At 37.6% G+C, this 26,591-nt stretch carries 24 protein-coding genes; 11 read left to right on the top strand and 13 right to left on the bottom strand.

The window, feature by feature from the left end; all coding sequences use genetic code 11:
• The first annotated feature begins 944 nt into the window (after positions 1-944).
• Both F6K27_RS16560 and F6K27_RS16555 read left to right on the top strand, forming a co-directional pair.
• Positions 945-2,069 (top strand): class I SAM-dependent RNA methyltransferase, encoded by a 1,125-nt coding sequence (locus F6K27_RS16560; protein WP_287277563.1) that lies wholly within the window; start codon positions 945-947, stop codon positions 2,067-2,069.
• A 443-nt stretch (positions 2,070-2,512) separates the two neighbouring features.
• The gene (locus tag F6K27_RS16555) at positions 2,513-3,439 is read left to right on the top strand and encodes a spermidine synthase (protein WP_287277562.1); all 927 of its coding nucleotides are present in this window, start codon (positions 2,513-2,515) and stop codon (positions 3,437-3,439) included.
• A 248-nt stretch (positions 3,440-3,687) separates the two neighbouring features.
• On the opposite strand, the gene F6K27_RS16550 is transcribed toward F6K27_RS16555, so the two are convergent.
• The 3 genes from F6K27_RS16550 to F6K27_RS16540 form a co-directional block, all read right to left on the bottom strand.
• Positions 3,688-4,107, bottom strand: a complete 420-nt coding sequence (locus F6K27_RS16550) for a peptidylprolyl isomerase (protein ID WP_124143645.1) — start codon at positions 4,105-4,107, stop codon at positions 3,688-3,690.
• A gap of 770 nt (positions 4,108-4,877) precedes the next feature.
• Positions 4,878-5,873: a zinc-dependent alcohol dehydrogenase family protein gene (locus F6K27_RS16545; protein WP_287277559.1), complete on the bottom strand. Its 996-nt coding sequence runs from the start codon at positions 5,871-5,873 to the stop codon at positions 4,878-4,880.
• 291 nt (positions 5,874-6,164) lie between these two features.
• A complete protein-coding gene (locus F6K27_RS16540) occupies positions 6,165-6,434 on the bottom strand; it encodes a hypothetical protein (RefSeq protein WP_287277557.1) in 270 nt (89 codons plus the stop codon).
• A 112-nt stretch (positions 6,435-6,546) separates the two neighbouring features.
• Between F6K27_RS16540 and F6K27_RS16535 the strand changes: the two genes are divergently transcribed.
• Both F6K27_RS16535 and F6K27_RS16530 read left to right on the top strand, forming a co-directional pair.
• A complete protein-coding gene (locus tag F6K27_RS16535; RefSeq protein WP_275670298.1) occupies positions 6,547-6,678 on the top strand; it encodes a hypothetical protein in 132 nt (43 codons plus the stop codon).
• 18 nt (positions 6,679-6,696) lie between these two features.
• Complete coding sequence (locus F6K27_RS16530; RefSeq protein ID WP_287277556.1) at positions 6,697-6,864, top strand: hypothetical protein; 168 nt, start codon at positions 6,697-6,699, stop codon at positions 6,862-6,864.
• Between the two features lie 212 nt (positions 6,865-7,076).
• Here F6K27_RS16530 and F6K27_RS16525 read toward each other — a convergent pair whose 3' ends face one another.
• The 4 genes from F6K27_RS16525 to F6K27_RS16510 all read right to left on the bottom strand — a co-directional run bounded on the left by F6K27_RS16525 (position 7,077) and on the right by F6K27_RS16510 (position 11,535).
• Positions 7,077-8,375 carry a dihydrolipoamide acetyltransferase family protein gene (locus F6K27_RS16525; protein WP_287277554.1) on the bottom strand — a complete coding sequence of 433 codons (1,299 nt, stop codon included), beginning with the start codon at positions 8,373-8,375 and terminating at the stop codon, positions 7,077-7,079.
• 217 nt (positions 8,376-8,592) lie between these two features.
• Positions 8,593-8,754 (bottom strand): hypothetical protein, encoded by a 162-nt coding sequence (locus F6K27_RS16520; RefSeq protein WP_287277552.1) that lies wholly within the window; start codon positions 8,752-8,754, stop codon positions 8,593-8,595.
• 248 nt (positions 8,755-9,002) lie between these two features.
• Complete coding sequence (locus tag F6K27_RS16515) at positions 9,003-9,452, bottom strand: YlqD family protein (protein ID WP_124143642.1); 450 nt, start codon at positions 9,450-9,452, stop codon at positions 9,003-9,005.
• A gap of 121 nt (positions 9,453-9,573) precedes the next feature.
• Positions 9,574-11,535: a long-chain fatty acid--CoA ligase gene (locus F6K27_RS16510; protein ID WP_287277550.1), complete on the bottom strand. Its 1,962-nt coding sequence runs from the start codon at positions 11,533-11,535 to the stop codon at positions 9,574-9,576.
• A 184-nt stretch (positions 11,536-11,719) separates the two neighbouring features.
• On the opposite strand from F6K27_RS16510, the gene F6K27_RS16505 reads away from it, so the two are divergent.
• Positions 11,720-12,046, top strand: a complete 327-nt coding sequence (locus tag F6K27_RS16505; protein ID WP_192901051.1) for a hypothetical protein — start codon at positions 11,720-11,722, stop codon at positions 12,044-12,046.
• 1,069 nt (positions 12,047-13,115) lie between these two features.
• Here the strand turns inward: F6K27_RS16505 and F6K27_RS16500 are convergent.
• On the bottom strand, positions 13,116-14,165 hold the full coding sequence (locus tag F6K27_RS16500) for a mannose-1-phosphate guanylyltransferase (protein ID WP_287241068.1): 1,050 nt from the start codon (positions 14,163-14,165) through the stop codon (positions 13,116-13,118).
• A gap of 753 nt (positions 14,166-14,918) precedes the next feature.
• Between F6K27_RS16500 and F6K27_RS16495 the strand changes: the two genes are divergently transcribed.
• Together F6K27_RS16495 and F6K27_RS16490 are read left to right on the top strand one after the other, a co-directional pair.
• Positions 14,919-16,268, top strand: coding sequence for an LCP family protein (locus tag F6K27_RS16495; protein ID WP_287277549.1), 1,350 nt, complete (start codon positions 14,919-14,921; stop codon positions 16,266-16,268).
• Positions 16,269-16,624: 356 nt separating this feature from the next.
• Complete coding sequence (locus F6K27_RS16490; RefSeq protein WP_287277547.1) at positions 16,625-17,896, top strand: RNA-guided endonuclease TnpB family protein; 1,272 nt, start codon at positions 16,625-16,627, stop codon at positions 17,894-17,896.
• A 711-nt stretch (positions 17,897-18,607) separates the two neighbouring features.
• On the opposite strand, the gene mrdA is transcribed toward F6K27_RS16490, so the two are convergent.
• Positions 18,608-20,413: a penicillin-binding protein 2 gene (gene mrdA, locus F6K27_RS16485; RefSeq protein WP_287277544.1), complete on the bottom strand. Its 1,806-nt coding sequence runs from the start codon at positions 20,411-20,413 to the stop codon at positions 18,608-18,610.
• Between the two features lie 1,286 nt (positions 20,414-21,699).
• Positions 21,700-21,858 carry a hypothetical protein gene (locus tag F6K27_RS16480; RefSeq protein ID WP_161564746.1) on the bottom strand — a complete coding sequence of 53 codons (159 nt, stop codon included), beginning with the start codon at positions 21,856-21,858 and terminating at the stop codon, positions 21,700-21,702.
• Positions 21,859-21,948: 90 nt separating this feature from the next.
• Here F6K27_RS16480 and cysE point away from each other — a divergent pair, with 90 nt between their 5' ends.
• A complete protein-coding gene (gene cysE, locus F6K27_RS16475; protein ID WP_287277542.1) occupies positions 21,949-22,656 on the top strand; it encodes a serine O-acetyltransferase in 708 nt (235 codons plus the stop codon).
• 31 nt (positions 22,657-22,687) lie between these two features.
• Here the strand turns inward: cysE and F6K27_RS16470 are convergent, their stop codons facing one another.
• The gene (locus F6K27_RS16470) at positions 22,688-23,296 is read right to left on the bottom strand and encodes an Npun_F5749 family FMN-dependent PPOX-type flavoprotein (protein WP_124147663.1); all 609 of its coding nucleotides are present in this window, start codon (positions 23,294-23,296) and stop codon (positions 22,688-22,690) included.
• Between the two features lie 284 nt (positions 23,297-23,580).
• Positions 23,581-24,483 (bottom strand): hypothetical protein, encoded by a 903-nt coding sequence (locus tag F6K27_RS16465; RefSeq protein ID WP_287277541.1) that lies wholly within the window; start codon positions 24,481-24,483, stop codon positions 23,581-23,583.
• A 283-nt stretch (positions 24,484-24,766) separates the two neighbouring features.
• Here F6K27_RS16465 and F6K27_RS33690 point away from each other — a divergent pair, with 283 nt between their 5' ends.
• From F6K27_RS33690 to F6K27_RS16455, 3 genes are all read left to right on the top strand, one after another.
• Entirely contained in the window at positions 24,767-24,958 is a 192-nt protein-coding gene (locus tag F6K27_RS33690) for a ribbon-helix-helix domain-containing protein (protein ID WP_124147665.1), read from the top strand.
• Complete coding sequence (locus F6K27_RS33685; RefSeq protein ID WP_124147666.1) at positions 24,895-25,137, top strand: hypothetical protein; 243 nt, start codon at positions 24,895-24,897, stop codon at positions 25,135-25,137. Before F6K27_RS33690 ends, F6K27_RS33685 begins: the two co-directional genes overlap by 64 nt.
• A gap of 225 nt (positions 25,138-25,362) precedes the next feature.
• On the top strand, positions 25,363-25,527 hold the full coding sequence (locus tag F6K27_RS16455) for a hypothetical protein (RefSeq protein WP_161564747.1): 165 nt from the start codon (positions 25,363-25,365) through the stop codon (positions 25,525-25,527).
• 196 nt (positions 25,528-25,723) lie between these two features.
• Here the strand turns inward: F6K27_RS16455 and F6K27_RS16450 are convergent, their stop codons facing one another.
• The gene (locus F6K27_RS16450) at positions 25,724-26,455 is read right to left on the bottom strand and encodes a TIGR04283 family arsenosugar biosynthesis glycosyltransferase (RefSeq protein WP_287277539.1); all 732 of its coding nucleotides are present in this window, start codon (positions 26,453-26,455) and stop codon (positions 25,724-25,726) included.
• Positions 26,456-26,591: the final 136 nt, after the last annotated feature.

The following is a 26,591-nucleotide window of genomic DNA, read 5'->3' as shown; positions in this document are numbered from 1 at the left end:
CTCTCCCCAAATCTTCCCTCTTAACCTTTTCTCTCTTACCTTCTGTCTCCTGTCTCCAGTATAGCTGTCTCCTAGTCAAAAAAACTTGATATTTATATGAAGATACGGTTAGGGGTTCTATAGCGCTCTTATCCGGACATGATATCATACCTCAAATTACCAACGCAACGCAATGTTAAGGAAGGAAAAGGGAAAAACGGAGAAAAAGATATACACCATATTTCGGAAAAATGATGTACAAGGTGTGAATAGTAAAACTCTTATGGTGTGGGTATCTTCCCTACTAAATATCTACCTCATGGGCAGTAGGAAGTCCTGTAAATATAAAAAATATTCAAGAAGGAAGAAGGAAAAAAAGATAAATATGATTACTTATGTAAAAAGTAATAACACTCTTACAAAAATGGAAGTAAAATAAACTAAGTAAGTAAGCTGGAAAATTTGCTGAATAATTAAGGTTTAAAGCCTCTCCCTTAAAGGAGAAAAGCGGTCGTTAGTGGAACTTCCCGTAGGGTGGGATGGCGTTTTGCTCCGCAACATGTAAAGCGAAGCGGCTCTGTCACTGTTCGGGTCTCCTCGCTGGCCGACCATCCACCAAGAGAAAAGAAAAAATTTTCCCTACTGCGTTAATCCTCTTCTTTTCAAGGAGAGGTAATAATTAATAATTAATTATTAATTATTAATTGTTGAAAACTATGTCATTGCAACTGGAATGTAGTGGAAGGAAGCAATCTCAATGGTTTCGACTACATTAAAATTTCTTTACTCTGCGAAGTGTAAAACGTCGGTGCTGGGTCTCGGCGCTTTTGAGTTATAGCGCTGTGCGCAGGCAACAGCTCCGGAAGGGGGAATAAAAATCTGATAATAAGACTTTTAGCTATTGGACACCTCTTGTAATTTGTAAATATGCTAGCGCACATTGCTATATTTTTATCAAAAATCTAATGAATCAATACTATGCCAAGGTGGCCAAAGGGTTAGAAGCTATTGCTGCCCAAGAATTAAAAAGTTTAGGAGCTAAAAATGTCTCTCCAGAATTTACTGGGGTAAGTTTTACAGGGGATAAGACTTTACTTTATCGAGTTAATCTCTGGTCAAGGACTATTTTTAGAGTTTTATTTCCTATTGCTGAAGTTCGATGTGTTAACCGAGAAGTACTTTATAAAGAGGTAAAAAAAATTTCTTGGCAGCGATATTTATCTCCTAAAAATACATTAGCAGTTAGTTGTACGGGAACTAATGAAAAACTAAAGCATACTCATTATACGGCTCTGCAAATTAAAGATGCAATTACTGAACAACAAATAGAAAAGTTTCGCTACAGGTCAAATATCGATACTAAAAATCCTGATATATTGATTAATGCTCATATTCAAAATAATAGTTGTATCCTCAGTTTAGATAGTTCTGGTAGTAGTTTACATCAGCGTGGCTATCGTCTAGCAATGGGGTTTGCTCCTCTGAAAGAAACTTTAGCAGCAGCGATTTTAGAAATGGCAGAATATTCTCCAGATATACCTTTTTTAGACCCTTTATGTGGTTCTGGAACTTTACCTTTGGAGGCAAGTTTAAAAGCATTAAATATTGCACCGGGACTTTTGAGAAATAAATTTTCTTTGATGAACTGGCGTGATTTTGACAAGTCTCTTTGGCAAGATTTATTAACAGAGGCTAAAAATAGTCAATTAACTGAATTAAAATCCATAATTGTCGGTAGTGATCGAAATCCTGAAGTGCTTTTTCAAGCTCGAACTAATGCTGAAAGATGTGGAGTTGCAAATAAAATTAAGTTTATTAAAACGGATTTATCTAAATTAAAACCTCCCGCAGATCGAGGGATTATTATTTGTAATCCTCCTTATGGCGAACGTTTAGGAGAAGTGGAAGAGTTGGGTGAACTTTATAAAATGTTGGGGGATATTTTTAAACAACGTTTTACTGGATGGACGGCATTTATTTTGACAGGAAATAAACAATTATCTAAACAAGTAGGGTTAAGAACTTCTCGGAGAATTCCTGTTTATAATGGAGCAATTCCTTGTACTTTATTGAAATATGAATTGTATTAAGTAAATTAGGATCAGGAGTCAGGAGTCAGGAGTCAGGAGGGAAGAAAGAAGCAAGAAGCAAGAATAAGAGGAGGAAAAGGAGAAAGTTTTTTTGATCACGCTCTTATCCGGACATGATATTAGGAATTAGAAATTTCTAATATTAAAGAAGAAGTTGGAGTAAACTCAATGCACGACTTTTGAGAAATTATATAGCAAATTCCTCGTATAAGAAGTACAGAGATTAACAATTGAATGAATGCAAGTGCGGGCATCTTGCCCGCGATGGGTGTACCTTACTTAAGTGGAATCTCCTGTATTATATTAAATCTGTTTAATTAGGTATAAAAATATTGGGTAGTCCTGCATAGTAATGGTAAATAGTAAAAAGGAATACCTGGCACGGGAGCTAGATGCTCCCACTGTTCTGGTAACAAATATAATGACAATGTACGACCATTACAATGAATAATCAAAAATATTGGCAAACTAAAAATTTAGAAGCGATTAAGCAAAGAATTTCTTGGGTATACGAACAACCAGATGGAATAATTTTTTCTCAACCTTCTGGCATACATTTTTTAACTATAAAAAAAATCAAATTTATCATTCAATTGGTATTAGTAGAACAAGTAACTTTAAAAATGAATTGGGTTCAATCTATACTTAATTTGGATAATCCCACATATTTAATTTTTCCTTATACTCAAGCAATGATGTTAGCTTTGGTCTGGAATAGTCAACCACAAAAAATTTATATAGCAGGTTTTGGAGGGGGTAGTATTCCTCAAGTTTTTCACCATTATTTTCCAGATACAATAATTGAATGTGCAGAGGTTGATGCGAGTATATTGTCAATAGCTCAGAAATTTTTTGGGGTAGAATTAAATGACAGATTAAAGGTAAAAATTCAGGATGGTAGAGAATATTTAGAACAACAAGACCGGGATAATCTGTATGATATTATGATGATTGATGTAGCTTTTGGTAATGGCTATATGTCTTATAATTTAGCTACTAAAGAATTTTATGAGCTGTGCGATCGCCATCTATCAAAGTCTGGGGTTATAGTCGTAAATACCTTAAAAAGTAATGACTTTGAAGCAGAGTATATAAAAACTATTAAAACTGTCTTTCCTTCCATTTATATCTGTCATACGAGCGGCAAAAATACAATTATTATTGGTACTCGCAGTTATCCTGTGAATAAAGCAGAAATTAGAGAAAAAGCTCAATTTATTCAAGATTATCATCAATTTTCTTTTCCCTTAGTTGACAGAGCAAATGAGATAAAAATGATTGATGAATTATCAAATTTAAATTTAGACCAAGTTTCAATTCTCCAGGATACTGCTTCACCTGCTAATTACTTTGATTCTTGGTTATTTTAAGGAGTAAGGAGTCATTTCAGTTATCAGTTATCAGTTATCAGTTATCAGTTATCAGTACCTCTGCCTGTTTGCACAGCATTCCGTCCTGAGATAAAAAAGTAGGGACATTCCACAAAACATCCCTAGTCTAATAATAATAAATAAAGAGCTACAACTAGATCAAACTGGTCTAATTAGGAAAGGTTTTGAAATGTATTTTCTTTCTCTACCCCACTCCCTATTTTCTTCAATTTATCAACAGAGAAAAACTACTTTTCAATCTTCACAGAAAGAATTTTGTCACCTTGTCTAATAGCATTTACAACATCCATATCCTCTGTTTTGCCAAAAGTTGTATGAACACCATCTAAATGACGTTGGGGAGAGTGACAAATAAAGAATTGACTACCGCCTGTATCGCGACCAGCATGAGCCATTGATAAAGTTCCGGCCAAATGTTTATTATTATTAATTTCACATTTAATTTTATAACCAGGGCCACCTGTTCCTGTACCGTTAGGACAACCACCTTGAATCATAAAATTAGGAATAACACGATGAAAATTTAAGCCATCATAAAATCCTTTTTCACTTAGTTCAACAAAATTTTTCACAGTATTAGGAGCATCATTATCAAATAATTCTAGATTAATGATTCCCTTTTCAGTTTCCATGATAGCTCGTGTCATGTTTGGAATTTCTCCTCAAGTTAACTTGTAGTATTATACGCTATTTACCAACAATATTTTTCTAGTCTAGCGACGTTTAAAGAAGGAAGAAGGAAGAAGGAAGAGGGAAGAGGGAAGAAGATATAGGGTATAAGCAAGAAAGAAAAAAGGAGAAGGGATAACTAAGAAAGAAGAAGGTCAATCTTGCCTTGTTTGAAATATTCTATAAGTTCTAATAGTAATGGCATTTGCTATAACTTTTAAATTCTGAATTGACCTATAAATTAGTTAATGATGGAGAATTATGCAAATATGCCATGATCAAGCTAAATTTTTTTGGCTGTACTATTATGAAAAACAATCAGATAAATTAGTATTGGTTATATTTAGCTATTTTTGAGTCAGCCTTAACTATTGACCAGAAAATTAGGTTTCAAGCCTCCCTTTTCAAGGGGATAAAGAAAAGAAAATTCCGTATTTTCAAGCTTCCCTATTCCAGAAGCTACTGTTAACTGATAACTGATAACTGAAATTACGCCTTTTAATTTCCAATAAAACTTGCCATTTAATAATTAAAATTCTTCTCAATCAAATCAAAAATAACTCGAAAATTTAGATAATATTCAGACAGTTTTAGGAGCAGATATCTTGTCTTTGTTTATCCTAAATTTAATATCAAGTCTAATTAATTAAACGTAAATATTAATGCTCTTATCAATTATCTTGAGAACCTATTAAATTGTCCCCTATTCCCTACTTTTGACTTTTGACTTTTGACTTCCGCGTAGTGGCTAAATAGTCAAAACAATTTTACCAACCATCGACCCTGCTTCCAACATTCGATGTGCTTCTATTGCATCATCTAAAGCAAAAGTTTTATTCACATGAATATTTAATTTTCCTTGGTCAAATAACCGCTCACACTGTTGCAAAATGTTAGCTTGGTCTACTTGAGCTTCCATCAAACCTTTCATCATTGGAGTTAACATTAATTCCAACCCTATTCGCAGATTTCTTTGCCTAGCAATCTTCAAATTTCCTAAGTTAGTATCCGGTTCTAAAATTGTCACTATATCGCCATAAACTTTCACTGCTGGAATAGTGTCATAAAAAACTTTTCCACCAACAGTATCAAAAGCTAAATCTACCCCTTCCCCATTCGTCCAATCTAACACGGCCTGCACAAAATCTGTATTCTTAAAAATCGCTAAATCTGCACCTAAACTTTTGACAAAATCTGCTTTTTCTTCTGAACTAATAGTAGTAGCAACCTCAGTGCCTTGTAATTTTGCTAACTGTATAGCCACATGACCAACCCCACCTGCACCACCATGAATTAACACTTTTCTGCCAGCTTCTAATTTTCCTCTGTCATACAAAGATTCCCAAGCAGTAATTAAAACTAAAGGTGCAGCAGCAGCTTCAACAAAGGTTAAAGAAGTTGGTTTTTTAGCCACAAATCTTTCATCAACAACAGTCAATTCAGCATAATTTCCAGGAGTTGCTCCGATGCCACTATGACAAAAATAAACCTCATCTCCCACTTGAAAATTTTCTACATTTTTACCAACTTCTGCTATAATACCGGCACCATCACATCCTAAAATAGCTGGTTTTTGATCTGGGAAAAAAGTGCCACGAGTGCGTAATTTTGTATCAATAGGATTTACTCCGGCAGCTTTTAAACGTACTAATATTTCTCGGTCATTTTCAATTACAGGGTCAGTAACTTGTTGCACTTGTAAAACTTCCGGCGCTCCTGGTGATGTCATGACAACTGCTTTCATGATTGATTTTCCGCTGATTTAAACTCTGTTGGTAAAAACATTAAGTTTACATTAATTTTTATATTTTGTCTATAGGAAACAGGGAGTAGGAAGGTAGGGACGTTGCATGCAACGTCCCTACAGAGTCAGGGGAAATTTGATAGATTTTCAAGATAATTGATGAAGAGCATTTTTATGATCTCTAATTAATTAGACCTGGTATAGGAATTCCCAAAAAGTGTGAGGTACAAAATTCTAGGTTTTAGGCAACAGGCAACAGGCAACAGGCAAGATACAGCCAAGCCATGGATTTCAATCTTTGACTGATTCTTTGTCGTAGAGGGTTTCAAAGGGAATATAGCGGAGTTTTCCCGTGGCAATAATGGCGAGTTGTTTGGGAGAATAAGCTGTTATTTCTGTTTCCATGGGACGAATGAGATAGTCGTAGAGTTTTTCTTGGTTAAGGTCATGGTAGTCATCGTTGGGGTTTTCTAGTTGGGCGCGATATTCGGTGAGAAGGTGATCGAATTCTTCGGCATCGATGGGTACTTTTTTGACTATGGTGGGTTTGTCTCTGATCACAAGGAATATGGCGATGCTATCGGGAACATTTGCAATACCAGTTAAAAGAGCAGGTTGAATAACAACGGTATCCGGTGCAATATTGGCTTTGAGTTTGTCAATATCTTCGGGTTTGAATTCAAAAAGCTCGGCAACTTCTGGGTATTTATTGGTAATGTCGGTAGCGAGTTGGTTGGTTTCTGCTTGTAACTGGTTAATTTGTTCGGAAAGTTGGGTACTCCATTCATCTTCTATTTTGGCATAGAGAGCTTGTAATTGTTGATTGTTTTGTTGCCAGTGGCGACTGCTAATCGATAGAGATGGTCAATATTACATATTCCCCTCTTTGCCAAAAAATGCTCCACCAAATGCTCATCCTCCCGTTGTCTTTATTCAGCAGAGCGATCGCGGGGAATATGTTGTTATTCTCAGCCCCAAAGCACCACCCTAAGTGTGGGGAGTGTGGGGAGATGGGGAAGTGTAGGGAGATGGGGAGTACAGCAATGTGCGCTGGGATATTTACAAATTACAGGAGGTATCCAATAGCTAAAAGTCTGATATAATCGGTTTTTCATTCCCCCTGTTGCCAGATGAGCTGTTGCCTACGCACAGCGCTATCACTGATGGCATAAAACTCAATGCCACCAGTGTCTCGTTACTCACCTACATAGTCAAAGACTGGGGGTTAGTTTCAATCAATTTTGCTAAATCTTGTAAGAAAGCAGCAGCGTCAGCACCATAAATAATTCTATGGTCGCAAGTAATATTTACCTGCATTTGTCGCTTAACTCCAATCATCCCATCAGCAGTTGCTACTACCTGGGGTTGAGATGCACCGATCGCTAAAATTGAACCCTGACCAGGTGGTAAAATTGCATCAAACTGATTTACTCCAAACATTCCTAAGTTAGAAAGAGTAAACGTACCAGTGCTATATTCATCCGGTTGCAACTGCTTTGCCCGCGCCTTTTCTACTAAACCTTTCCAAGTGCGAGATAAAGAATAAATATCCATTTTGTCAGCATTTTGCAATACTGGTGTAATCAAACCGCCATCAGGCATTGCCACTGCCACTGCAATATTAATCCCAGAAGGATACTGAATACCTCCTTCCACATAAGCAGCATTTAATAAAGGATGTTGTTGCAAAGTCATTGCTATGGCTTTTGCTAACATCGCAGTCATCGTCACACCCTTAGACTTAATCTGTTTATACAACCCATCTAAGTTATCTGTAGCGATCGTGTAACCAACATGGAAAGTAGGCACAGATAAACTGACCATCATATTTCGCACCACTGCATTTTGCAGAGTATTCATCTTGACAACTTGTCCAGGAGTTATCGGAGTTGGAGGTGCAGATGGTGGAGGTGGGGCAGTAGGAATAGATGGTTGAGTAGGAATAACGGGAGTCGCGGTCTTCGCAGATGCAGCAACTGAAGTTGGAGTACTACCTGTTGCCATTTCTACATCTTCTGCCACAATTCGACCATGAGGGCCAGTACCTTTGAGAGTACTTAAATCTACCTTCAATTTTTTGGCCAACTTCCGGGCACGAGGGGAAGCAATAATCCGTCCATTACGGCGACCGTTGTTCTCTTTTGTTTCTGTTGTGACAGAAGAGGGGGCTGTAGCAACGGCAGTTGCAGCAGTAGAAGCAGCGGGAGCAGTTTCTTGCTTGGTTGTAGCACCTCCTTGCTGTTTGGCTGTTTCAATTTCTGCCTCTGTTTCAGCCAATAAAGCGATTGTAGACCCTACGGCTGCTACATCACCAGCTTCTACAATTATATTGGCCAGATATCCAGAGAAAAAGGATTCTACATCCATATCTGCTTTGTCTGATTCAACTACTACTACTGTTTCTCCTTTTTCCACCCAATCACCAGTGGATTTTTGCCAAGAAACAATTTTACCCTCGGTCATAGTCGAACTAAGGGCAGGCATGAATACTTCGTTAATCATGTTAGTTTTCCGTTGTTTTTTTATTGATAAATAATTGTCGCTACGCTCTCAAGCAAGGTGGTAGGTTGTAGGTAACAAGATTTTACCTAACATCTAGTACCTAACACCTTTTTCAAGTAGAAGGTGGAAGGTCGTAGGTCGTAGATTGTAGATTGTAGGTAACAAGATTTTACCTATAGCAAAGAACGAGTTGGTTAGGACATAGAGTGATTATGAATCAAACACGGGGAAATGTTTTTTTCATTTTTCCTTCTCTTGGTGCAGTTTCTGTTACATCTGTCGCCGACACGGGTTCGCACCGCTTTTCCCTGTTCCCTGCTATAACAATGTTTGGAGCAACCCTTGTGTCAAACCCGATCATCATGAGGGTTGTCCACAATATGATTGGGGTGTTAAGTAAGAAGGTTTTAGGTTGTAGGTAGCGCAGTCAGGAATAAGGATTTTATTATCTACACAAGTTAAATTATCCAAATTCAAAATTATGTGAGTTATTCAAAAAAAATCTGGACTTTATTGAGTCCTCATTCCTACGTTTTTCTCACTTAGAACCTGCCACCTCCCGATTATAGGTCTTGGATAGGACAGTAAACTTTTTTCACCTAACACCTATCACCTTCTTTTTTCCCTCTAAACCTCACCTCGCACTTCTTCAATTACCCCATCACGCAGGAGAACTTCTACTTGCATTTTCTTGATCAAATTATCTCCTACATCTGCAGTAAATACACTTTCAATTTGACCTTGACTAACTTCTTGCTCTAATTCCAAAGTTTGTACTTGTTGTAATTGTTGTAAAGCTTGATTTTTCTGCTCTACAAATTCATTTTTCTTTTGGCCGATCTGTGCTTGTATATTATTAATCTGCTGTTGTACTTGAGGGCCTGGAGGTTGTACACTTTGCTTTCTAATTTCAGCAATTGCCTTTTGCCCTTGTATTTCAATCTGTTGTAATTGGCTATCTAAATTATTAATTTGGGTTTGTAGTTGTTGTTGGGCTTCTTCTTTCCAGCGTGGGGTAACGACTACTCTAACGTTAATCGCTCGCTTTAAAAGTAATTGTGTTTGAGAATACTCCATAAAAATTGTTCTTGTCAGTTTATTTTTGTTTGCACATAAGGACGAGAATATTGATTTTAGACTTTAAGATTTCAGAACATCTAGATGATACTCAATCCAAAATCTAAAATCTCCAAAGTCATTAATCAAACATTTTGTTAATCATATCGCGGTAATGGTCCGTGACAGTGGGACGTTTGATCTTCATCGTTTGGGTTGTCATGCCATTTTCTACCGTAAACGGTTCCAGAATCAAGCGAAATGGTCCAATACGGTCATCAGGCCGATATCCGGGGCGATTTTTTACCTCCCGATTCAATTCCTGGCGGAACAATTCTTGAATCGTCTGACTTTCCCAATCAATCTGTGGTTGAGATTCTGAAGGATTAAGTTGAATAGCCCATTGTTCCACTGCTTCAATATTAGGCACGACTAAAGCACCCAAAAATTTCTGGTCTTGCCCCACCAGCATAATTTGGTCAATATATTGACTGCGGGCACAAGCATCTTCAATGGGCTGAGGTTCAATATTTTCCCCATTAGTCAGAACAATTGTATCTTTTGCCCGACCAGTTAATACCAAATCATTATCTGGAGTTATCCAACCAATATCGCCAGTATTAAACCAACCTTCGGAGTCAATAACTTTCTCAGTAGCTTCGGGATTTTGATAATAACCAGCCATAATTTGTGGCCCCCGTGCCCAAACCACACCTTTATTACCAACTGTCAGAGTTTTGTTCGTTTCTGGATCTACTACTTTAATCTCAGTAGCTGGAATGGGTTTACCAGCAGACCCCCGGAGATTGTTCCAATAGTGTCGAACAGTCAAAACTGGAGAAGTTTCGGTTAAACCATATCCTACCAATAAGCCTATACCAACTATTTCAAAGAAATTTTCTAAGTGCATCGCTAGAGAACCACCCCCACTTATGGCAAATTTCAGGCGACCCCCAGTAGCTTGGCGGATTTTTTTATAAATGATTTTTTCTCCCAGACTATGAAGAGGTAATAATACCCAACTTTGCAAAGTAGCCAGCAATTTCTGAGACTGAGATGGTGGGTCAAGTTGCAAAACTAATCCTTGACTAATACGCCTAGCTTCAATGTAACGTTGACTTATGCCCAGGAAAAATTGAGCTAATTTTTGTTTATTGGCTGGTTGTTCTCTGAGTTGTTTTTGTACTCCTTCATAAATTAATTCCCAAACTCTAGGCACACTGGTCACATAGTGGGGTTTATATTCTTGGAAGTCTTTTTTCAGAGAACGTTTATTAGTATAAACTTGGGTACAACCTTGGGAGAGTAAAAAATATTCCCCTGTTCTACCAAACGTATGCCAAGTCGGTAGGATATTTAGGGTATATTCTCCTGGATTGGGTTGAATAAGTGCCCCGAGAACATTAATTTGATAGAGCAGGTTGCCATGAGTCAGCATTACACCTTTGGGTTTGCCAGTTGTGCCAGAAGTGTAGAGCAAAGTAGCAAGAGTTTCCAGGTTTTGCTTAGTGGGTTTCAGGGGGCGGTCTTCTCCTGTAGCAATGACTTGAGAAAATTTGACTACAGGTAGGTTTTCGTCAGGGTTTGGCTCTTCATCGGATAGCAGAATAATTAAATGTATAGGTAAGTCTTGCAGGCGATCGCTCAATTTTTTCAACAAGGCCAAATTTTCCACGACTAAACTCACACTGCCACTATGTTGAAGAATATAAGCCAATTCTTCGATATCTGCAGTCCCACTTCTCACCACATCTGCTGCCCCTGCAGCAATAATACCTTGGTCGGCAATCATCCACCGAGGGCTATTGTCAGCAAATAAGGCCACTCTCGGAGGTATTGACGCTTCATTTTCCGTAGGGACAACCCCCAATGATTGTAAACCAGCAGCAAATTTTTGAATCTGTTGGTTTAATTCTGCATAAGTAAATTTGACTTCTGGTTTGGCATGGGGGTCATGGAGGGCGATGGTCTGATTATAATGTTTGGCAGCCAGTGGCCATATTTCTGAGAGAGATTGAACTGAATCGTAGATTGTTACTTGCTTGAGATTGGCACGTTCGCGATCGCTCATTTGCCAGGAGGTGGGAGATTGTATAGATGTCATTATCTGCTTCCTAAAACTATTGGTGATAAATCTAGTATCTGAGAATTTTGGATAAGTTTGCTAATTTTAGGGACAGTTTGTCAACTTGAATATTCAACTACAGGGAAAAATTAGCCAGAGATTACTTTTGACTTCTCAGTTGCGCATAGCGCTATCGTAAAAGATAATTTTGGGACAAAGAAATATGGAACTTTGGGATATTTCTGCCATTGACCAACACGCTCATAATTTATTGAAACCAGAAGCAATTGCTCGTTATTCTTATGTTGCTGCTTTTACAGAAGTTTATCATCCAGATATTATTAATTATCATGCTTGTTATACCCTATTTTATCGTCGAAGTTTGCGGGATATGGCAGACTTATTAAATTGTGAACCGCAAGAATCAGAAATATTAGCTAAACGAGATAATTTAGGGTTAGAAAATTTAACCAAAACTTGTTTTAATGGTGCAAATTTAGAGAGTATTTTGTTAGATAATGGCTTTCTCCCAGAGCAAATTTTACCTTAGTAATGACATCAAAAATTTTTGGGTATCAGGGAATTATTAAGAATAGAAAATATTGCCCAAAATCTCATACCTCAAGTAATGGGAAATGAATTAAGGTTTATTATGGTGTTTTATTGGTGGTTTTGAAGAGATTTTCTCTACCTCAATCACCGCCTGTACTGCAATTACAAACAAACTAATTCCAATTCCAGTTCCTTCTGCTGTATCAATACCAAAAGTAGAGAGTCAACCTTTAGAGAAAAAAAGCAGTGACATTCCCAGATGCTTGAAAATCAACTTAACTCTCAGCAACCTCGATGACTTAAAGATAAAGTCGAGGCAGACGCAAGCTGGAGAAATTTTAAGCGACAGAGTTGGGGAGAGGCGATACTGCTGAGGCAACGCTCCGCGAACGCTACTAGAAAAGAAAAAAACCCTTGAACTCTCTATCCATGAAGTAAGCAGTTATAATACTGTAGGTTGGGTTAAGTGATAGCGCAACCCAACATACACAAGCTTGTTGTTGGGTTTATCCTAACGGATAAGCTCTGTTAACACTTCGTTCTACCCAACCTACAAAGCGCTACAGTTTCCAAACAGAAGAAATTAATATTTTCTCTACAGTCTTCTGGAATTGATGGAGATGCAATTCTTCACGAAGAGGCAAGGTTAGTGATCGCTCAATTAAATTATCTACAAGCTAAGACAAATGTTGATTTTGCTTTAGCTGCTTTAAATTGCGCCAAAGCTAACAGGAATTACGAAGAATATAGAGTTATATAGAATCCGGTTATACAGTATATGTTTATAATTCTATACCACACTTCAATATTAAATCGGACTACCTCCCCATCTCCCCATCTCCCCATCTGTGCCAACTATATAATAAGTATTCAACCGGATTTGATATTAGAGTAACAAAATCGCTGATTAGACTTTGATTCAATATCTTAATTTTTGAGACTTTCTATCCGCTCTAGATTCATCCCTTGCTGAATCAAGGCCGTGTTTTTTGTAGTGGCAATTCATAAATTGCCCCTACAGGTAGCGTCCGTGTGTAAGTCCTTCTTCCTTACTTCCTTCCTTCCTACTATAATAAATCCTTAAACTTAGGATGATTAGCCAAACTCTTCAAAACTTGCTTAATATCTTGCGATCGCTCCTTTTTCACAATCAAAGTCACATTCCCATCCCTAACAACAACCACATCCTCCAAACCAATAGTCACAATAGCATCATCATCACTCGTGGCATAAAAAATCGACCCCTCCGTATCTAACCCCAAATGATTAGCCAACTCCACATTCACTCCATCACCCTTAACCAAACGTTCCAAAGCATTCCAGTCACCCAAATCATCCCAACCAAAAGCCACAGGTAACACAAAAGCCTTATCAGTCTTCTCCATCACCGCATAATCAATACTCTTCTTCTCCAACTGAGAATAACCCTCAGCACCCATCGCCTCCAAAACAGTCATCATCGTCGGCGCATATTTTCGTAACTCAGCCAACATGACCCCCACCCGGAACACAAAAATACCGCCATTCCAACTAAAACGACCCGTTGCTAAAAACTCCTCAGCCTTCTCTCGGTTAGGCTTTTCCGTAAACCGCGCCACCCTATAAGCATCAAACCCACCAAAATTTCCTGCTTCTTTTCCCTGTTCAATGTATCCATAACCTGTAGAAGGGAAAGAGGGTTTCACACCTAGGGTAACAATAGCCTCCTGATTCATTGCCAACTCAGCTGCTGCCTCCAAGGTCTTCTGGAATACTTCCGGTTCCCCGATCCAATGGTCAGCAGGGAAAAACCCCACTACTGCATCTTCCCCATAACGACGTGCAGTCTCTATAGCTGTCCAAGCAACAGCAGGAGCTGTATCCCTTCCTTCTGGTTCTGCCAATATATTTTCCTTTGGCATCTGGGGTAACTGTTGTGCTACACCTTCGGCCAACATTGCGGATGTTACAACCCATAAACCATCCCAATTGTTAGATAATGAGAGTAATCTCTCTGCTGTTGTTTGTAATAAACTTTTACCACTGCCATCCAGAGAAAGAAACTGTTTGGGTCGATGCTTTCGACTTAAGGGCCAAAAACGTTCTCCTTTACCACCAGCAAGAATTACAGGTATCATCAGATTTTAGATTAATTAATAGATTAGACTATTCAATCTTAAATTCTCATTGCCAGTTTTTCCCAAGTTATATTATGTCCGGATAAGAGCGTGATCAAAAAACTTTCTCTTTCTTCTGCTGTTCTTCCTCTTCCTTTTTCTTTCTTCCCTCCTGACTCAGTCCTCTTGAGTCGGTCTTCCTCCGTCGTTATTTATTTTATAACTGTTCAACCGGACATGATATTACCCAATTATGGCATTTGCTGATTTTTTGAGGAGATTCTAAAACTTTCAATATTATAGCGGTTTAATAGTTTGTGAAATACAAAATTCTCAGTTTTTAGGAAGTAGGGAATTGAGTAGTTGGCATTTAGACTCAGTTATTAATTATTACCAATTCAGAAGTGGTCTATATCTTTATTTAGGGTTTGCTGAAAAAGTCTTATGGGTGAGGGTAGGAGTCAACCCACCCCTCGCCCCTCCCCCTCCCAGGAGGGAGAGGACCGAGTCAGGATAAATGGGAATTACAGAGGATGTAGTTGGAAGAATTGTCCCTTAATTTTTCTGTCCTTGTCTGCACAAAATGCTAGTTTTTTGAGCTTTCTTGACCGAAAAGCTGGGACTTTTTTTAAACATAATAAGGCTGAAACCTTTATATTTCAATACTTTGATAGCTTATCAGCAAGCCCTATTTATTCCATTTATAGCCATTAACTTGGACACAAACGGCTATAGTTACACCAATAATCTTACTTTTAACTTTTAACTTTTATTATGAATAATACTTCTTCTACTAAGTCCCGGTCTATTTGGCACAAATTGTGGTTCTGGATACTTGTATTAGTGTTGAGTGGAACTACAACTACTTCTTTTGGGGCAATAACTGCTCTATTTGCTCCGGTTGAACCACAGTTTTTCAGCCAACTACTCCAGAAATTTACTTCAGATGTCCTATGGCGTAAGGGTCTGCCTTACCAACTCTCACAACCGATGAATATTCTGGTTATGGGAATTGACCAAGTCTCAGGGGTGGCAGAAAATTCTCCAGATGTGTTTGAGGGTCGTAGCGATACTTTACTATTAGTACAAGCTAATCCCACTACTCAGACTGTCAGTTTACTTTCAGTACCACGAGATACTCAAGTCCTAATTCCCAAAATTGGTATTGCTAAAATTAATGAAGCTAATGTTTATGGTGGGCCAAAACTCGTAGAAAGTGTTTTAGAGAGTACTTTAAGTGGTTTTGAGATTCACCGATATGTGCGAGTTAGTAAGGGAGCGTTTCGAGAATTAGTGGAACAACTTGGTGGGATAGAAATTTTTGTTCCTCAACCTATGTCTTATACTGATAATACTCAGCAGCTAAAAATAGATTTAAAGTCTGGTTGGCAAACTCTCAATGGTGAACAAGCAGAACAATTTGCTCGTTTCCGAGAAGAAGTTCATGGAGATATTGGTCGTATTCAACGACAACAAGTTTTGCTCAAGGCGCTCCGAAACCGCGTTACTAATGTGGCAGTTTTACCTCGGTTGCCTCATATTATTCAGGTAATGCTGAAGTATGTTGATACTAATTTAAGTTTTCCTGAAATGTTAGCTTTGGTAAGTTTTAGTCTTGATTTAGAACGAGATGATTTGAGAATGGTAATGTTGCCAGGAAGAGCTAGTTCTAGTGATGAGTATTTGACTAGCTATTGGATTATAGATCAACCTGGTCGAGACCGAATCCTTGAACAATATTTTAATTTCAAGTTAGAAGATTTTAATTATAACGATCTATTTTATCCGATAAAAGTTAATGAAACTTTGTCTTTAGAGGCTAAAATAGCTGTTCAAAATGCCTCTAGTAATTCTCAAGCAGCGACAAATTTTGCTCAATATTTGAGGGATCAAGGATTCTACAATGTTTATGTAGTTTCTGATTGGCCTGACAAAGAACCTTTGACTCAAATTATTGTTCAAGGGGGTTATTTGGAGTCTGCTGAAGTTGTGAAAAATGCTTTGGGTTTTGGTAATATTGAGCCTGCTTCTATTGGTGAAATTGGTTCTGATTTTACTGTTCGATTAGGGGAAGATTCGGTTGAGATAATTAATGCTTTTCAGGAACAGGATAAATCACCGTAGTTCTAGTTAAGCTAAATAGTTTTTATTTGATTCCTCAAATAAATCAGCGTTGGTAAAGCGCGTGTATGATATTTATCTTAATTCTTTAGGAGTCAACCCACCCACGCGTCCCTCCCAGAAGGGGAAGTCAGGAGGACTGAGTTAGGAGGGAAGAAATAATCAGAAACCCCGAGTAGAAGGAGAAAGTTTTTTGGTGGCATAAAGGTCACAGAGTTTTATCACGCTCTTATCCAGACATGAGATCATACCTCTTTTCACCGAAAAATGGGGTTTGAAGCCTCGCCCTAGAAGGGCGACTTTTAAATTGGTTTTTCTTCAACAACTATGTTATCATATTGTTAGTTTAAAGTCATACTATGAAAGCTAGATTTAAGTACCGTATATATCCAACACCGGGAGAAAAATACCGATTATCAAAGCTATTTGGTTGCGTCCGCGTTGTCTGGAATGATAGTCTAGCTTGCTGTCAAGAAAAATACAAATTAGGAGAGAAGAAACCTGCTAACTCTGAACTACAAAAACAGTTTATTACTAAAGCTAAAAAGGTGGAGGATAGAGAATGGTTATCAGAGGTTTCAGTTGTGCCATTACAGCAATCATTGAATGATTTAAACCAAGCTTATCAAAACTTTTTTAGTTCTACAAAAGGTCAGAAAAAAGGCCAAGCCATAAAACCTCCCAAATTTAAAAGCAGAAAATCAAAACAGACTGCCAGGTTTACCTTGAAGGGGTTTAAAGTACACCAAGATAAAGTTTATTTAGCCAAGATTGGAAAGCTGAAAGTAGCCTGGTCAAGAAAACTACCCAGTGAGCCTAGCTCAGTAACAGTTATTAAAGATTCAGCTAATAGATACTTTCTTAGTTTTGTCGTAGAAATACAACCAGAAGCTTTACCAAAAACTGATAATTCAGTAGGCATAGATTTAGGTATTAAAACCTTTGCAACATTCAGCAATGGTACAAAGATTGATGCACCAAAACCGTTGAAAAAATGGATTAAGAAGTATCGAAAGTTAAGTAAGTCATTATCTAATAAAACTAAAGGGTCTAAAAGGTATGAAAAAGCACGGGCTAGAGTAGCTAAGTTTCATAGTAAATTAAAAGATACAAGGACAGATTTTCTGCATAAATTATCTACTAAAATAATTCGTGAAAACCAAACAGTTGTTTTAGAGGATTTGAATGTTTATGGCATGGTAAAAAACCGCAAATTATCCAGAGCTATATCTGATTTAGGTTGGCGACAATTTAGAACTTTCTTAGAAGGAAAAGCAGAAAAGTATGGTCGTGATTTGAGAATAATTAGTCGTTGGGAGGCGACGACTCAAAAATGTTCATGTTGTGGTTTTCGTAGAGGCAAATTAGACCTTCAAGTGCGAGAATGGGAATCCCTTAATTGTGGTGCCAAACACGACAGAGACGAGAATACAGCAATAAATATATTAGTCGCGGGCAGGCAGTCCGAGACATTAAACGGACGTGGAGGCAAGCATAAGACTAGCGTCAAGCTAGCAGCAGCCTGTGTTAGCGGAGCTTTGCGCCAGCAAAACGTCAACCCACCGAAGAGCTACGGTTCAGTAGGAATCTCCGCGCCTTCAGGCCGGAGAGGATGTCACCAACGCCAATAAATCAAACAAAAGGATTATACCAAATTGATAAATGTTTGGTACAAATAACTAGGTTATTTCTTAGGAGTCAGAATGAATAAGCTTTGATACCATTTATTAGGTCAGAATTTATATTTTTATTTCAAGTGACATTTGCTGTAGGTGTCTTTTAACTGCCCTGATTATTTATTCTAGGACTTACGCATGAGGTACGAAAAACTACGAGTTGAGATTCTTCCCTATGGGTCGCAATGACGAAGATACCTTGAGGTGCGTAAGTCCTATGTTCGTAACATTCTTTTTCCAAATTAGGGTAGTGCATCAGCATAGCTGCTTTACCCTTTTAATCAACCTCCTGTGTAAACCGGATATGGTATTATGTTATGTGCGCTGGTATCGTTTGTGTAAAATCAAGGGCGAATATCTACAGGAAACTTAAGTTTTTTCAAGCTTTTAAGTCTTCTTCCCTCTTCCAACTTCGGTCTTCCTTACCTTCACGCTTACAATACCGATGCTACCGGACATGGTATTAGAAGTCAGGAGTCATAATTAATGACTTCAATACCAGTTTTTAAGTCATTAATTCTCTTTTTTGTCAAAGGAACACTTCTTGTTCAGACAACGTAAGATTTTTGCTTCTTCCTTCTTTCTTCTTTCTTCTTTCTTCTTTCTTCTTTCTTCTTTCTTCTTTCTTCTTCCTTCAATCAAAAATATAAAATCCCAAGTTACAATCTAGTTTGATTGATCTTCATTATACTTGCTGAAATAAGTTTGAAAAACCTGTTTGGCAACAGGAGCAGCAGAAACAGAACCATAACCTCCATTCTCCACAATGACAGCGATCGCAATTTTTGACTGATAAGCTGGCCCAAAACCAACATATAAAGAGTGAGACCTTTGTCCAATTACTTCTGAGGTTCCCGTTTTCCCTCCTGTCAGAGGAATAGTACCGTCATTAAGAGATTGTGCTGTACCATAATAAACTGCATCAATCATCCCTTCTCTAATAATCTTTATCTGTTCAGGTTTCAACCCTGTGGGAGTAGGCTTCATTTTTGGACTATTCGTTTCATTTGCTAACAAGTGAGGCTTAATCTGTTTACCACCATTAGCGATCGCTGCTACTGCTACTGCCAACTCTAATGGTGTCACCAAAACCAGACCCTGGCCAATTGCCATAGTTACTGTATCACCCAAATACCAATCATCATTATAAATCCTACGTTTATCTTCTTCAGTAGGAATTAAACCATTGTATGTTGCGGGTATGCCCAAAAGGTTTAAATTTTCACCACCCAAACCAAGCTGATGTGCCCATTTAATTATTTCTTGAGGTCCAATAGCCATACCTATTCTATAAAAGAAGGTATTACTACTATAGGCTAATGCGCTTCTAAAACCAATTGAACCATATCCTCCACTATGTTCATTAAAACTAATACCTCCAACATAAATTGAGTCAGAGGTATAAACAAGAGAATATGGTGAAAATTTTCCAGACCCCATGGCCGCTGAAGAAGTCACTATTTTAAAAGTACTGCCTGGAGGATAACCTTGGAGAGACCGATTTAAAAATGATTGCTCCTGACTATGAATATTTTGCCATTTGGCTTGAGACATAGGTTTCGTAAACACATTGGGGTTAAATCTGGGATAACTGGCCATTGCTAAAATTTCCCCCGTATTCACATCTAGAGCAACTACTGCTCCCTTACGAAAACCTAGAGCTTTTTCTGCTTTTTTCTGAAGGTCTATATCAAGAGTTAAATTTACTGTCTTTCCTGCTTGAGGTTTAATTTCTCCGAGACTACCTATTTCCTGATTTTGGGCATTGACTTCTATCAAACGCTTACCCCATTTTCCTCCAAGTAAATTATTAGCACTTGCTTCAACCCCTAATCTACCAACCATCATTCTCATTTGATATTCTGGGTTAGCTTTTAGTTCTTCTGATGTAGCTTCGCCAAGGTATCCAATTATATGAGATGCTAATTGTCCATGAGGATAATAACGAGTTGATTCCGACCTCACTTCTACACCGGAAAATTCCGCAGCTCTTTCCTGTAAGGTTACAAAAGTATCACGATTCACTTCATGGCTAATATTTACATTCTTTTCTCCTGAATTTATAGCCTGCTCTACTTTTTGAATGATTTTTTCGGCGGGTATATCAATTATGGTGCTGAGTTTTGCTGCAGTAATTTTCCATTGCTCTTTGGATTGTTCTTTTGGCCATAAATAGATGGAACGGATGGGACGATTAGATGCAAAGACTTTGTCATTACGGTCTAGGATTAGTCCTCGATTGGATGGGACGGAAATTGGCCTAATGCGGTTGTTTTCTGCTCGGTCTCTATTCTGTTGACCTTGAATTAATTGTAGTTGAACCAGACGACTAACTTGTAAACCGACTATGGTTGTGGTTAATAGCATTAACACAATTGCTCGGTAGATTGAGCGTGACTGATGTTTTTGAGATGAGAGGTTATTATCTTCTATTTTTCGTAGTCCAAAAGCAAAGGAAAATTCGTGCACCATGATTTATTGATTTATGATTAGATAGACTAATAGATTAATTGTCTTTTAGTCGTTAAACGATAATTAGATAGACTTTACAGCAGTTTAAATAAAAATTCAAAGTGCAGAACAAAGTAATCAAAGTTAACTAGCTATCAGCATTTTTTGTACCGGAATGCTCTGCAAATAGCACTCAGTTTTCAGCGCGCTAAAAGCTTGGGTTTAAATCTCGGACTTCTAGCTTGTCATTTAATTTTAGGAGGGGTCGCGTATCCCCTTATATTTGATTTTTTTATTTCTTGTTTACAACTTTTTTGATTATCTGATTAACCCTCCTTTGTTCAGTCTCACTAAGCCACATATTGTCTTCACTATTTGCTCATTTTTTTCCCTCTTAATCTGAATCTTTATTGAACTACTCTGAAAACTTTTAACAATCTTGTTAGATGTTCAACTACTATCTTTGGCTAATTTTGAATTTTTCTTCTTTTATTCTTAAATTAATTCCTTTTTTTTGGGTGCATCTCAATGCAAGAATAAAGCCAAAAATTTATTGCTTTTAGGGAACAGGCAACATAGAATAGGGAATAGGGAATATATAGGAAAAAAAGTATTTTTGCAAATATGAGATGCACCCTTTTTTTTGTGGCTTTTTTCGGTATTTTTTTCTTTTTCGGATATGTCTAATGAAAAAAGCAAATTTTGACTTTTATTAAGAAGTATAGTAAGCATTTCCTGTGGAATGTTGCGCAAATAGCCGTCAGCTATTAGCTAGTCTCCTATGGTTGGAACTGCGTTAGTTATCAGCTATTAATTTTGGAGAAGGTAAAAGCAACCGTTGAAATTCAGAAAGAATACAAAGTTACTGCCAAAGTCCCCTTCCTAAATCTGAGAAGTAATTATTCATTACTAATTGCTGTTTGCGTAGCATCCCGCAGGGAAGCACTGACTGCTAATAGCTGAATGTTTACGAAGTATATTGTCATTTATTTGATTTTTAGTTTGAAAATTGGAAGAGGTATAATAACAGAAAAAATATGAAGAGTTGAATCTAATTGCTATATCATGCCTCTTTTTTAAATACCTACAAATAAAAAAATTGTTAGGGATACCGGAGCATGGATAACAGAGTAAAAAATAGGAATAATTTTGAGAAATTATCAAGAGAATAGAGAAAAGCATTTTTATGACATCTAATTAATGAGACTGGATATTAGAGCTTCATCAAAAGCAAAATGTAGTGAAAATCCTTGATATCTAATATGCAATTCCATAATCAGAATAAAGTCATCAATAAATAACGATAATTAATCTCCTAAACACCAAGAAACAACTAACAATATTATTGACAGAAATAACCATCGAGGAATATGTAGCCATTGCATGAAGTCCATTGGTTCCAAGACAAAGATAGAAGTGAATAACCAACTGAAGAACAATACCACAGTTATCAAGAATAACGACATAGTATTTTCCGAAAAAAATTGAACAACTTATTTGATTCACCCTTAAGTATAATGTTAAATGATCTGCTCAAGCAAAGATGGTAAATTCTCGTGTTTAATACCCTTCTAACTGACTTCCGAATTATCTTTGATAGAGACCCTGCAGCTCGTAACTGGTTGGAAGTTCTTACTTGCTACCCTGGTCTTCAGGCTTTAATATTTCATCGCCTAGCTCATGGTTTGTACAGTCTGAAAATTCCTTTCCTGCCTCGTTTAATTTCCCACATAGGCCGTTTTTTGACTGGGATTGAAATTCATCCAGGAGCTGTTGTGGGCCAAGGAGTTTTTATTGACCATGGTATGGGTGTAGTTATTGGAGAGACTGCTATTGTCGGAAACTATTGCCTAATTTACCAAGGAGTAACTCTGGGTGGTACTGGCAAAGAAACTGGCAAACGGCATCCTACTTTAGGTGAGAATGTGGTTATTGGTGGGGGTGCCAAGGTTCTTGGTAATATTAATATTGGTAATAATGTTCGTATTGGTGCAGGATCGGTAGTACTTAGGGATGTTCCTTCTGACTGTACTGTTGTGGGAGTGCCTGGGAGAGTTGTATATCGTTCTGGAGTTAAGGTAAATCCTTTAGAGCATGGTAGTTTGCCTGACTCTGAGGCTGAGGTTATTCGTGCTTTGGTTGATCGAATTGATTCTCTTGAACAACAGGTGGAAAATTTACAAGGTAAATTATCACAGTGTATTGTGCTTAAGTCTGACGCTGCATCTTCTGCTAATTATGCTAGCTGTCATCCCCAAGACTAAGCAATTCAAGATTTTTTTATGGCTAAGGAATTTAAGGATTTATATCTTGAGTAGACCAAGTTTTAGAGTTATCAATTTGATAAAGCCAACGATTTTGTGGCTCTCCTTTGAGTTCTAGATGCTCGACTTTTGTTGGATTTAGTAATAATAGATAAAAGTTTGATAGGGGATAGGCAGGATTTGGTGGGGACAATTCAAAGGCACCGATTTCTACTTTACTTTCTCCAGGATTAGGCCAAGTAAATTGCTGTCTAGCATTGTCTGAAATTTCTTGCCATGTTGTTTCTCTGACTTGAGCAAGTTTAGGATCAGGATTATTTGCTTTGATTAGGTAGAGTTTCCCAGTGAGGCGAAATTGTTCTCTAGTTTTGGGAAAGTACCAACAGATTTCGGCCCAGGGATTTTTTTCGATTTGTTCTACTTTATTGCTACGACTGTCAGTGATGAATTTTAGCTGATTGGTTTCTTCTAAAAAACCTCGGAATACGATGGTACGATTTTTGGGTTGGCCTTCAGCAGTGACTGTTGCTAATTGGACATAACGGGCATAAGTTAGACTTCGGTTTCTATGTAAAGCTCTGGCTAAGGGCGATCGCCAAGGTGCTAGTTTTTCTGCTTCTACTAAGTTAAGAAATTCCATGATTATTGGCTATTTTTGCTTTTTCTGTGTTTAACTAATCCTTAAATTTTAATTATGTGGTGATCGCTCCGGGAAAATAACCTGATCGCTAAATTAAGTCTTAAGTGCTGGAACTTTTTTCTAACTTGGCCAAGGCCGAAGCAACATTAACCATCGCCTGTGGTTTTGATTTTGGTTGAGACTTTTCCGATTGAGCAATATGGCTGACGCCACGCTCCGCGAACGCCTGAATTATTGGCAATTTCTTATAAGTATGATCAGAGTAAGTTTTTTTCCCAGTGGCCTTAAGTCGGAGGTCGCCATACTTGGCCTCTACTGGCAGAGGAGATATCCCTATCTGATTGAAAAATTTCCGGTATTGCGGAACTGTTTGTGGTTGTGTCGTAGTTAACCTCGTTAGTATATTTTTCCTGGACTAAATCCTGTAAATCTTTTTCCCAGGCTTTAATCTTAGGTGTTTTAGAGATAGAGATTTTTGATTTGTCTATAGAATCTGGCTCGGATTCTACTTCAGTCTCTGGGTCAGAGTCTTGTTTTGGGTCCAAATAATTCCCCACAATATCTTCTAATAATTTTTCAGGCTTGACTCCCTGTTGTTTGGCCTGAGCTTTTAACTTATCCCAAACGTCTCTGGGTAGTTTTGCTGTAGCGAGGGGCGGTATAGTTTCCCCAGTAATAGTAGTTTCTATGTAATTTGCTGTAATGGGTTTGGATTCTTGCTTTGCCTTACCCAGAACCTCTTGCCAACAGCTCACTGTCTCATCAACTTCCTCACTAACTTGACTGGCAGAACTGGCTAATTTTTGGGCTTGAGATACGTTGTCTGGCAATTCGGTAAATCCTTCCAGCATCAATGACCAAGATATTTGAGCAGCTTTAATGACTCGTTTGACGTAATAGACCGATTTTTTCAAGCCTTTAAGGCAATACTCTTTGAAGGTTTTATACCCCAAATTTTTATACAATTTATAAATTTGAAAAGCCCTCAAAGCCATGCCCTCTTTGATATAGGCATATCTGTCGGCCAGCATATCTATTTCCAGAGAAGCGATCGCTTCATCGCCTTCTTTCCAGGTGTTGTCCCAAAATAAATCGCAAAATTTATCTAGATATCCATCTGCCCAGTTAGGAAGTTCTTGGTCATTGAAAGGAGTCTCGAATTTGTGGTCGTATAAGTTTCCAATCATAAAAAAGTAAGAAAAAGTGTTTTTACTAAGAAAGGGGTGAAGTTATGCAGCATTATTGCCTCACCCCAAAAGATATCCATTAGATAGTCACTGAGAAATTTAAAGGCTATGTCAGTTAAGCATTAGGTTTTAACTGTTTGGACTGCTTTAGTTAGACTTCACCTCCTGAAAATATAACGTTCGTTACTTAATTATTTATATAATACGTTCGTATAATAAAAACGTCAAGAGTTTTGAGTAAAATTTATTCACGAATGTAAAATGAAAAAAAGCAGTAAATATAATGCCGAGAAAATCAATCCATCAGGAAAAGAAGGCCAGCATTCATTTAACCGTAACCCCTACAACCAAGAAGCGTTTGAAGCAAATATCAGCAGCTTTAGGAATCAGTCAAAGCGAGTTAATAGAGCTATGGACAAAGGAGGCCGAATTACGGTCTCAAAAACAACTGTTGGGGGAATTCTTGACCGCTTAAGAACTCTTCAGTCTATACACCTAGAATATGTAGAGGAACATGGCAAAAGATTAGAACAGCGGCTAATCGAAAATCATACCCATAAATCTAAAGTATTTGAGGAGATGCGCTCTTTAGAAGTTGAGTTGGTTCATCTCCTCGAATCTGCCAAAGAGGAAGACCCAAACGAAGAAGAATAAAGAGTCAAAGAAGCCGATCGCAGCAATGTGGTCGGTATTTTTTTATGTCAAAAATTCTACATAAGCCAGTTTTTTGTTTGCAAGAGTATTCTATATAGAAAATTATAAGTTTGTCAAGATTAAATATAGAATATTTTATATAGATCGTCCTATTCTATATAGAAAAGAAAATCATGGAAAACGAGAATGCCGAAAAGCAAACATAAGGAACACGGACAGTACAAGATGGGACTTTCAGTCAGCGTGACACCGGAAGCAGCACAGGGGTTGATGGAACAAGCGAAAAAACTGGGCTTGAGTCGGTCAGCTCTACTGGAGAAAATTGGAAGAGGGGAGATTCAATTAAACTTTTCTTCTGTGGAACAATTGGGAAAATTCTCGATCGCCTAATCAACTCCTGGGAAGATAGGAAAAGAGAAGCTGAAAATTGTTTGACTTGGTACAACGAACAAATAGTCAAATGTGCTAAAGAGATTGAAGCTTTGGAGTTGATGAAGGCGGAATTAAAAGCAAATACCAAAGAAGAATAAAGAGTCAAAGGAGCCGATCGCAGTAATGTGGTCGGTATTTTTTGATAAACAGTCTCTTAACGAATATCTTGATAGAAACGTTTCAGAAAAGTTGGTGAGACACCAAAACCCCATAAAAAACCAATAAATAAATAGATAAAATTTGCTTTGAAAATTCCCCACTTAGCTACACGGCGATCGCTAGTATATACGAAGCGATTTACTAAATAAATTCGTCCATGTTTAACTAACTTGAGACATAAGTCAGCATCTTCCATAATTGGTTGATTAATATCAAAACCATCAACTTTCCAGAAATCTGTACGACGACAGAAAATTACTTGGTCTCCAAACAAAATCCGCAAACCTTTCAAGAATAAATAGGGGCGAAAAATTAGGGGAGCATAAAAAGTTTTCAGATAATTATGTAAGGCAATACTCCAGCGAGTAGTTTTGGAATTACACATAATAGAAATAAATCCACCACAAACAATATTTGGATTTGCCAAAGTTTGGTAAATTATAGAAATTAAGTCATCTGGTACTATAGTATCGGCGTGAATAAAGCATAGAATTTCTCCTGTTGCTTTTTGGGCACCTAAATTCATTTGAATAGAACGTCCACGTTGAGGGGAATAAATGACAGAAACTCCAAAGGAGAGAGCAATAGAAACTGTCTCATCTTCGCTGTAACTATCTACTACTAATATTTCTTTTGCTGGAGGAGTAAGTACAGAAAGATTATTGAGGGTACGAGATAAATAAGCTGCTTCATTAAAGGTAGGAATAATGATAGAAATATTGAGCATAAATTAAGTAAGAAGGAAGAAGTAAGAAGGAAAAAGGCGTTTAATTGTCTATAATAGAACAAGTAGTAAGTATTTAGTGGTTAGCTATTACTTCCTTCCCGCAATTATCCAACGCCCATTAAAAAGCTGAAGGCTA

The sequence above is a fragment of the Okeania sp. SIO2F5 genome, assembly GCF_010692685.1.
In the GTDB taxonomy this organism is placed as follows: domain Bacteria; phylum Cyanobacteriota; class Cyanobacteriia; order Cyanobacteriales; family Microcoleaceae; genus Okeania; species Okeania hirsuta.
This window is presented reverse-complemented; position numbering and strand designations above follow the sequence as displayed.

Bases quoted from the DNA above. Each gene is read 5' to 3' on its own strand.
- F6K27_RS16560 (WP_287277563.1), top strand. From the start codon at position 945: ATGAATCAATACTATGCCAAGGTGGCCAAAGGGTTAGAAGCTATTGCT.
- F6K27_RS16555 (WP_287277562.1), top strand. From the start codon at position 2,513: ATGAATAATCAAAAATATTGGCAAACTAAAAATTTAGAAGCGATTAAG.
- F6K27_RS16550 (WP_124143645.1), bottom strand. From the start codon at position 4,107: ATGACACGAGCTATCATGGAAACTGAAAAGGGAATCATTAATCTAGAA.
- F6K27_RS16545 (WP_287277559.1), bottom strand. From the start codon at position 5,873: ATGAAAGCAGTTGTCATGACATCACCAGGAGCGCCGGAAGTTTTACAA.
- F6K27_RS16525 (WP_287277554.1), bottom strand. From the start codon at position 8,375: ATGATTAACGAAGTATTCATGCCTGCCCTTAGTTCGACTATGACCGAG.
- F6K27_RS16515 (WP_124143642.1), bottom strand. From the start codon at position 9,452: ATGGAGTATTCTCAAACACAATTACTTTTAAAGCGAGCGATTAACGTT.
- F6K27_RS16510 (WP_287277550.1), bottom strand. From the start codon at position 11,535: ATGACATCTATACAATCTCCCACCTCCTGGCAAATGAGCGATCGCGAA.
- F6K27_RS16505 (WP_192901051.1), top strand. From the start codon at position 11,720: ATGGAACTTTGGGATATTTCTGCCATTGACCAACACGCTCATAATTTA.
- F6K27_RS16500 (WP_287241068.1), bottom strand. From the start codon at position 14,165: ATGATACCTGTAATTCTTGCTGGTGGTAAAGGAGAACGTTTTTGGCCC.
- F6K27_RS16495 (WP_287277549.1), top strand. From the start codon at position 14,919: ATGAATAATACTTCTTCTACTAAGTCCCGGTCTATTTGGCACAAATTG.
- F6K27_RS16490 (WP_287277547.1), top strand. From the start codon at position 16,625: ATGAAAGCTAGATTTAAGTACCGTATATATCCAACACCGGGAGAAAAA.
- mrdA (WP_287277544.1), bottom strand. From the start codon at position 20,413: ATGGTGCACGAATTTTCCTTTGCTTTTGGACTACGAAAAATAGAAGAT.
- F6K27_RS16480 (WP_161564746.1), bottom strand. From the start codon at position 21,858: ATGTCGTTATTCTTGATAACTGTGGTATTGTTCTTCAGTTGGTTATTC.
- F6K27_RS16470 (WP_124147663.1), bottom strand. From the start codon at position 23,296: ATGGAATTTCTTAACTTAGTAGAAGCAGAAAAACTAGCACCTTGGCGA.
- F6K27_RS16465 (WP_287277541.1), bottom strand. From the start codon at position 24,483: ATGATTGGAAACTTATACGACCACAAATTCGAGACTCCTTTCAATGAC.
- F6K27_RS33690 (WP_124147665.1), top strand. From the start codon at position 24,767: ATGCCGAGAAAATCAATCCATCAGGAAAAGAAGGCCAGCATTCATTTA.
- F6K27_RS33685 (WP_124147666.1), top strand. From the start codon at position 24,895: ATGGACAAAGGAGGCCGAATTACGGTCTCAAAAACAACTGTTGGGGGA.
- F6K27_RS16455 (WP_161564747.1), top strand. From the start codon at position 25,363: ATGGGACTTTCAGTCAGCGTGACACCGGAAGCAGCACAGGGGTTGATG.
- F6K27_RS16450 (WP_287277539.1), bottom strand. From the start codon at position 26,455: ATGCTCAATATTTCTATCATTATTCCTACCTTTAATGAAGCAGCTTAT.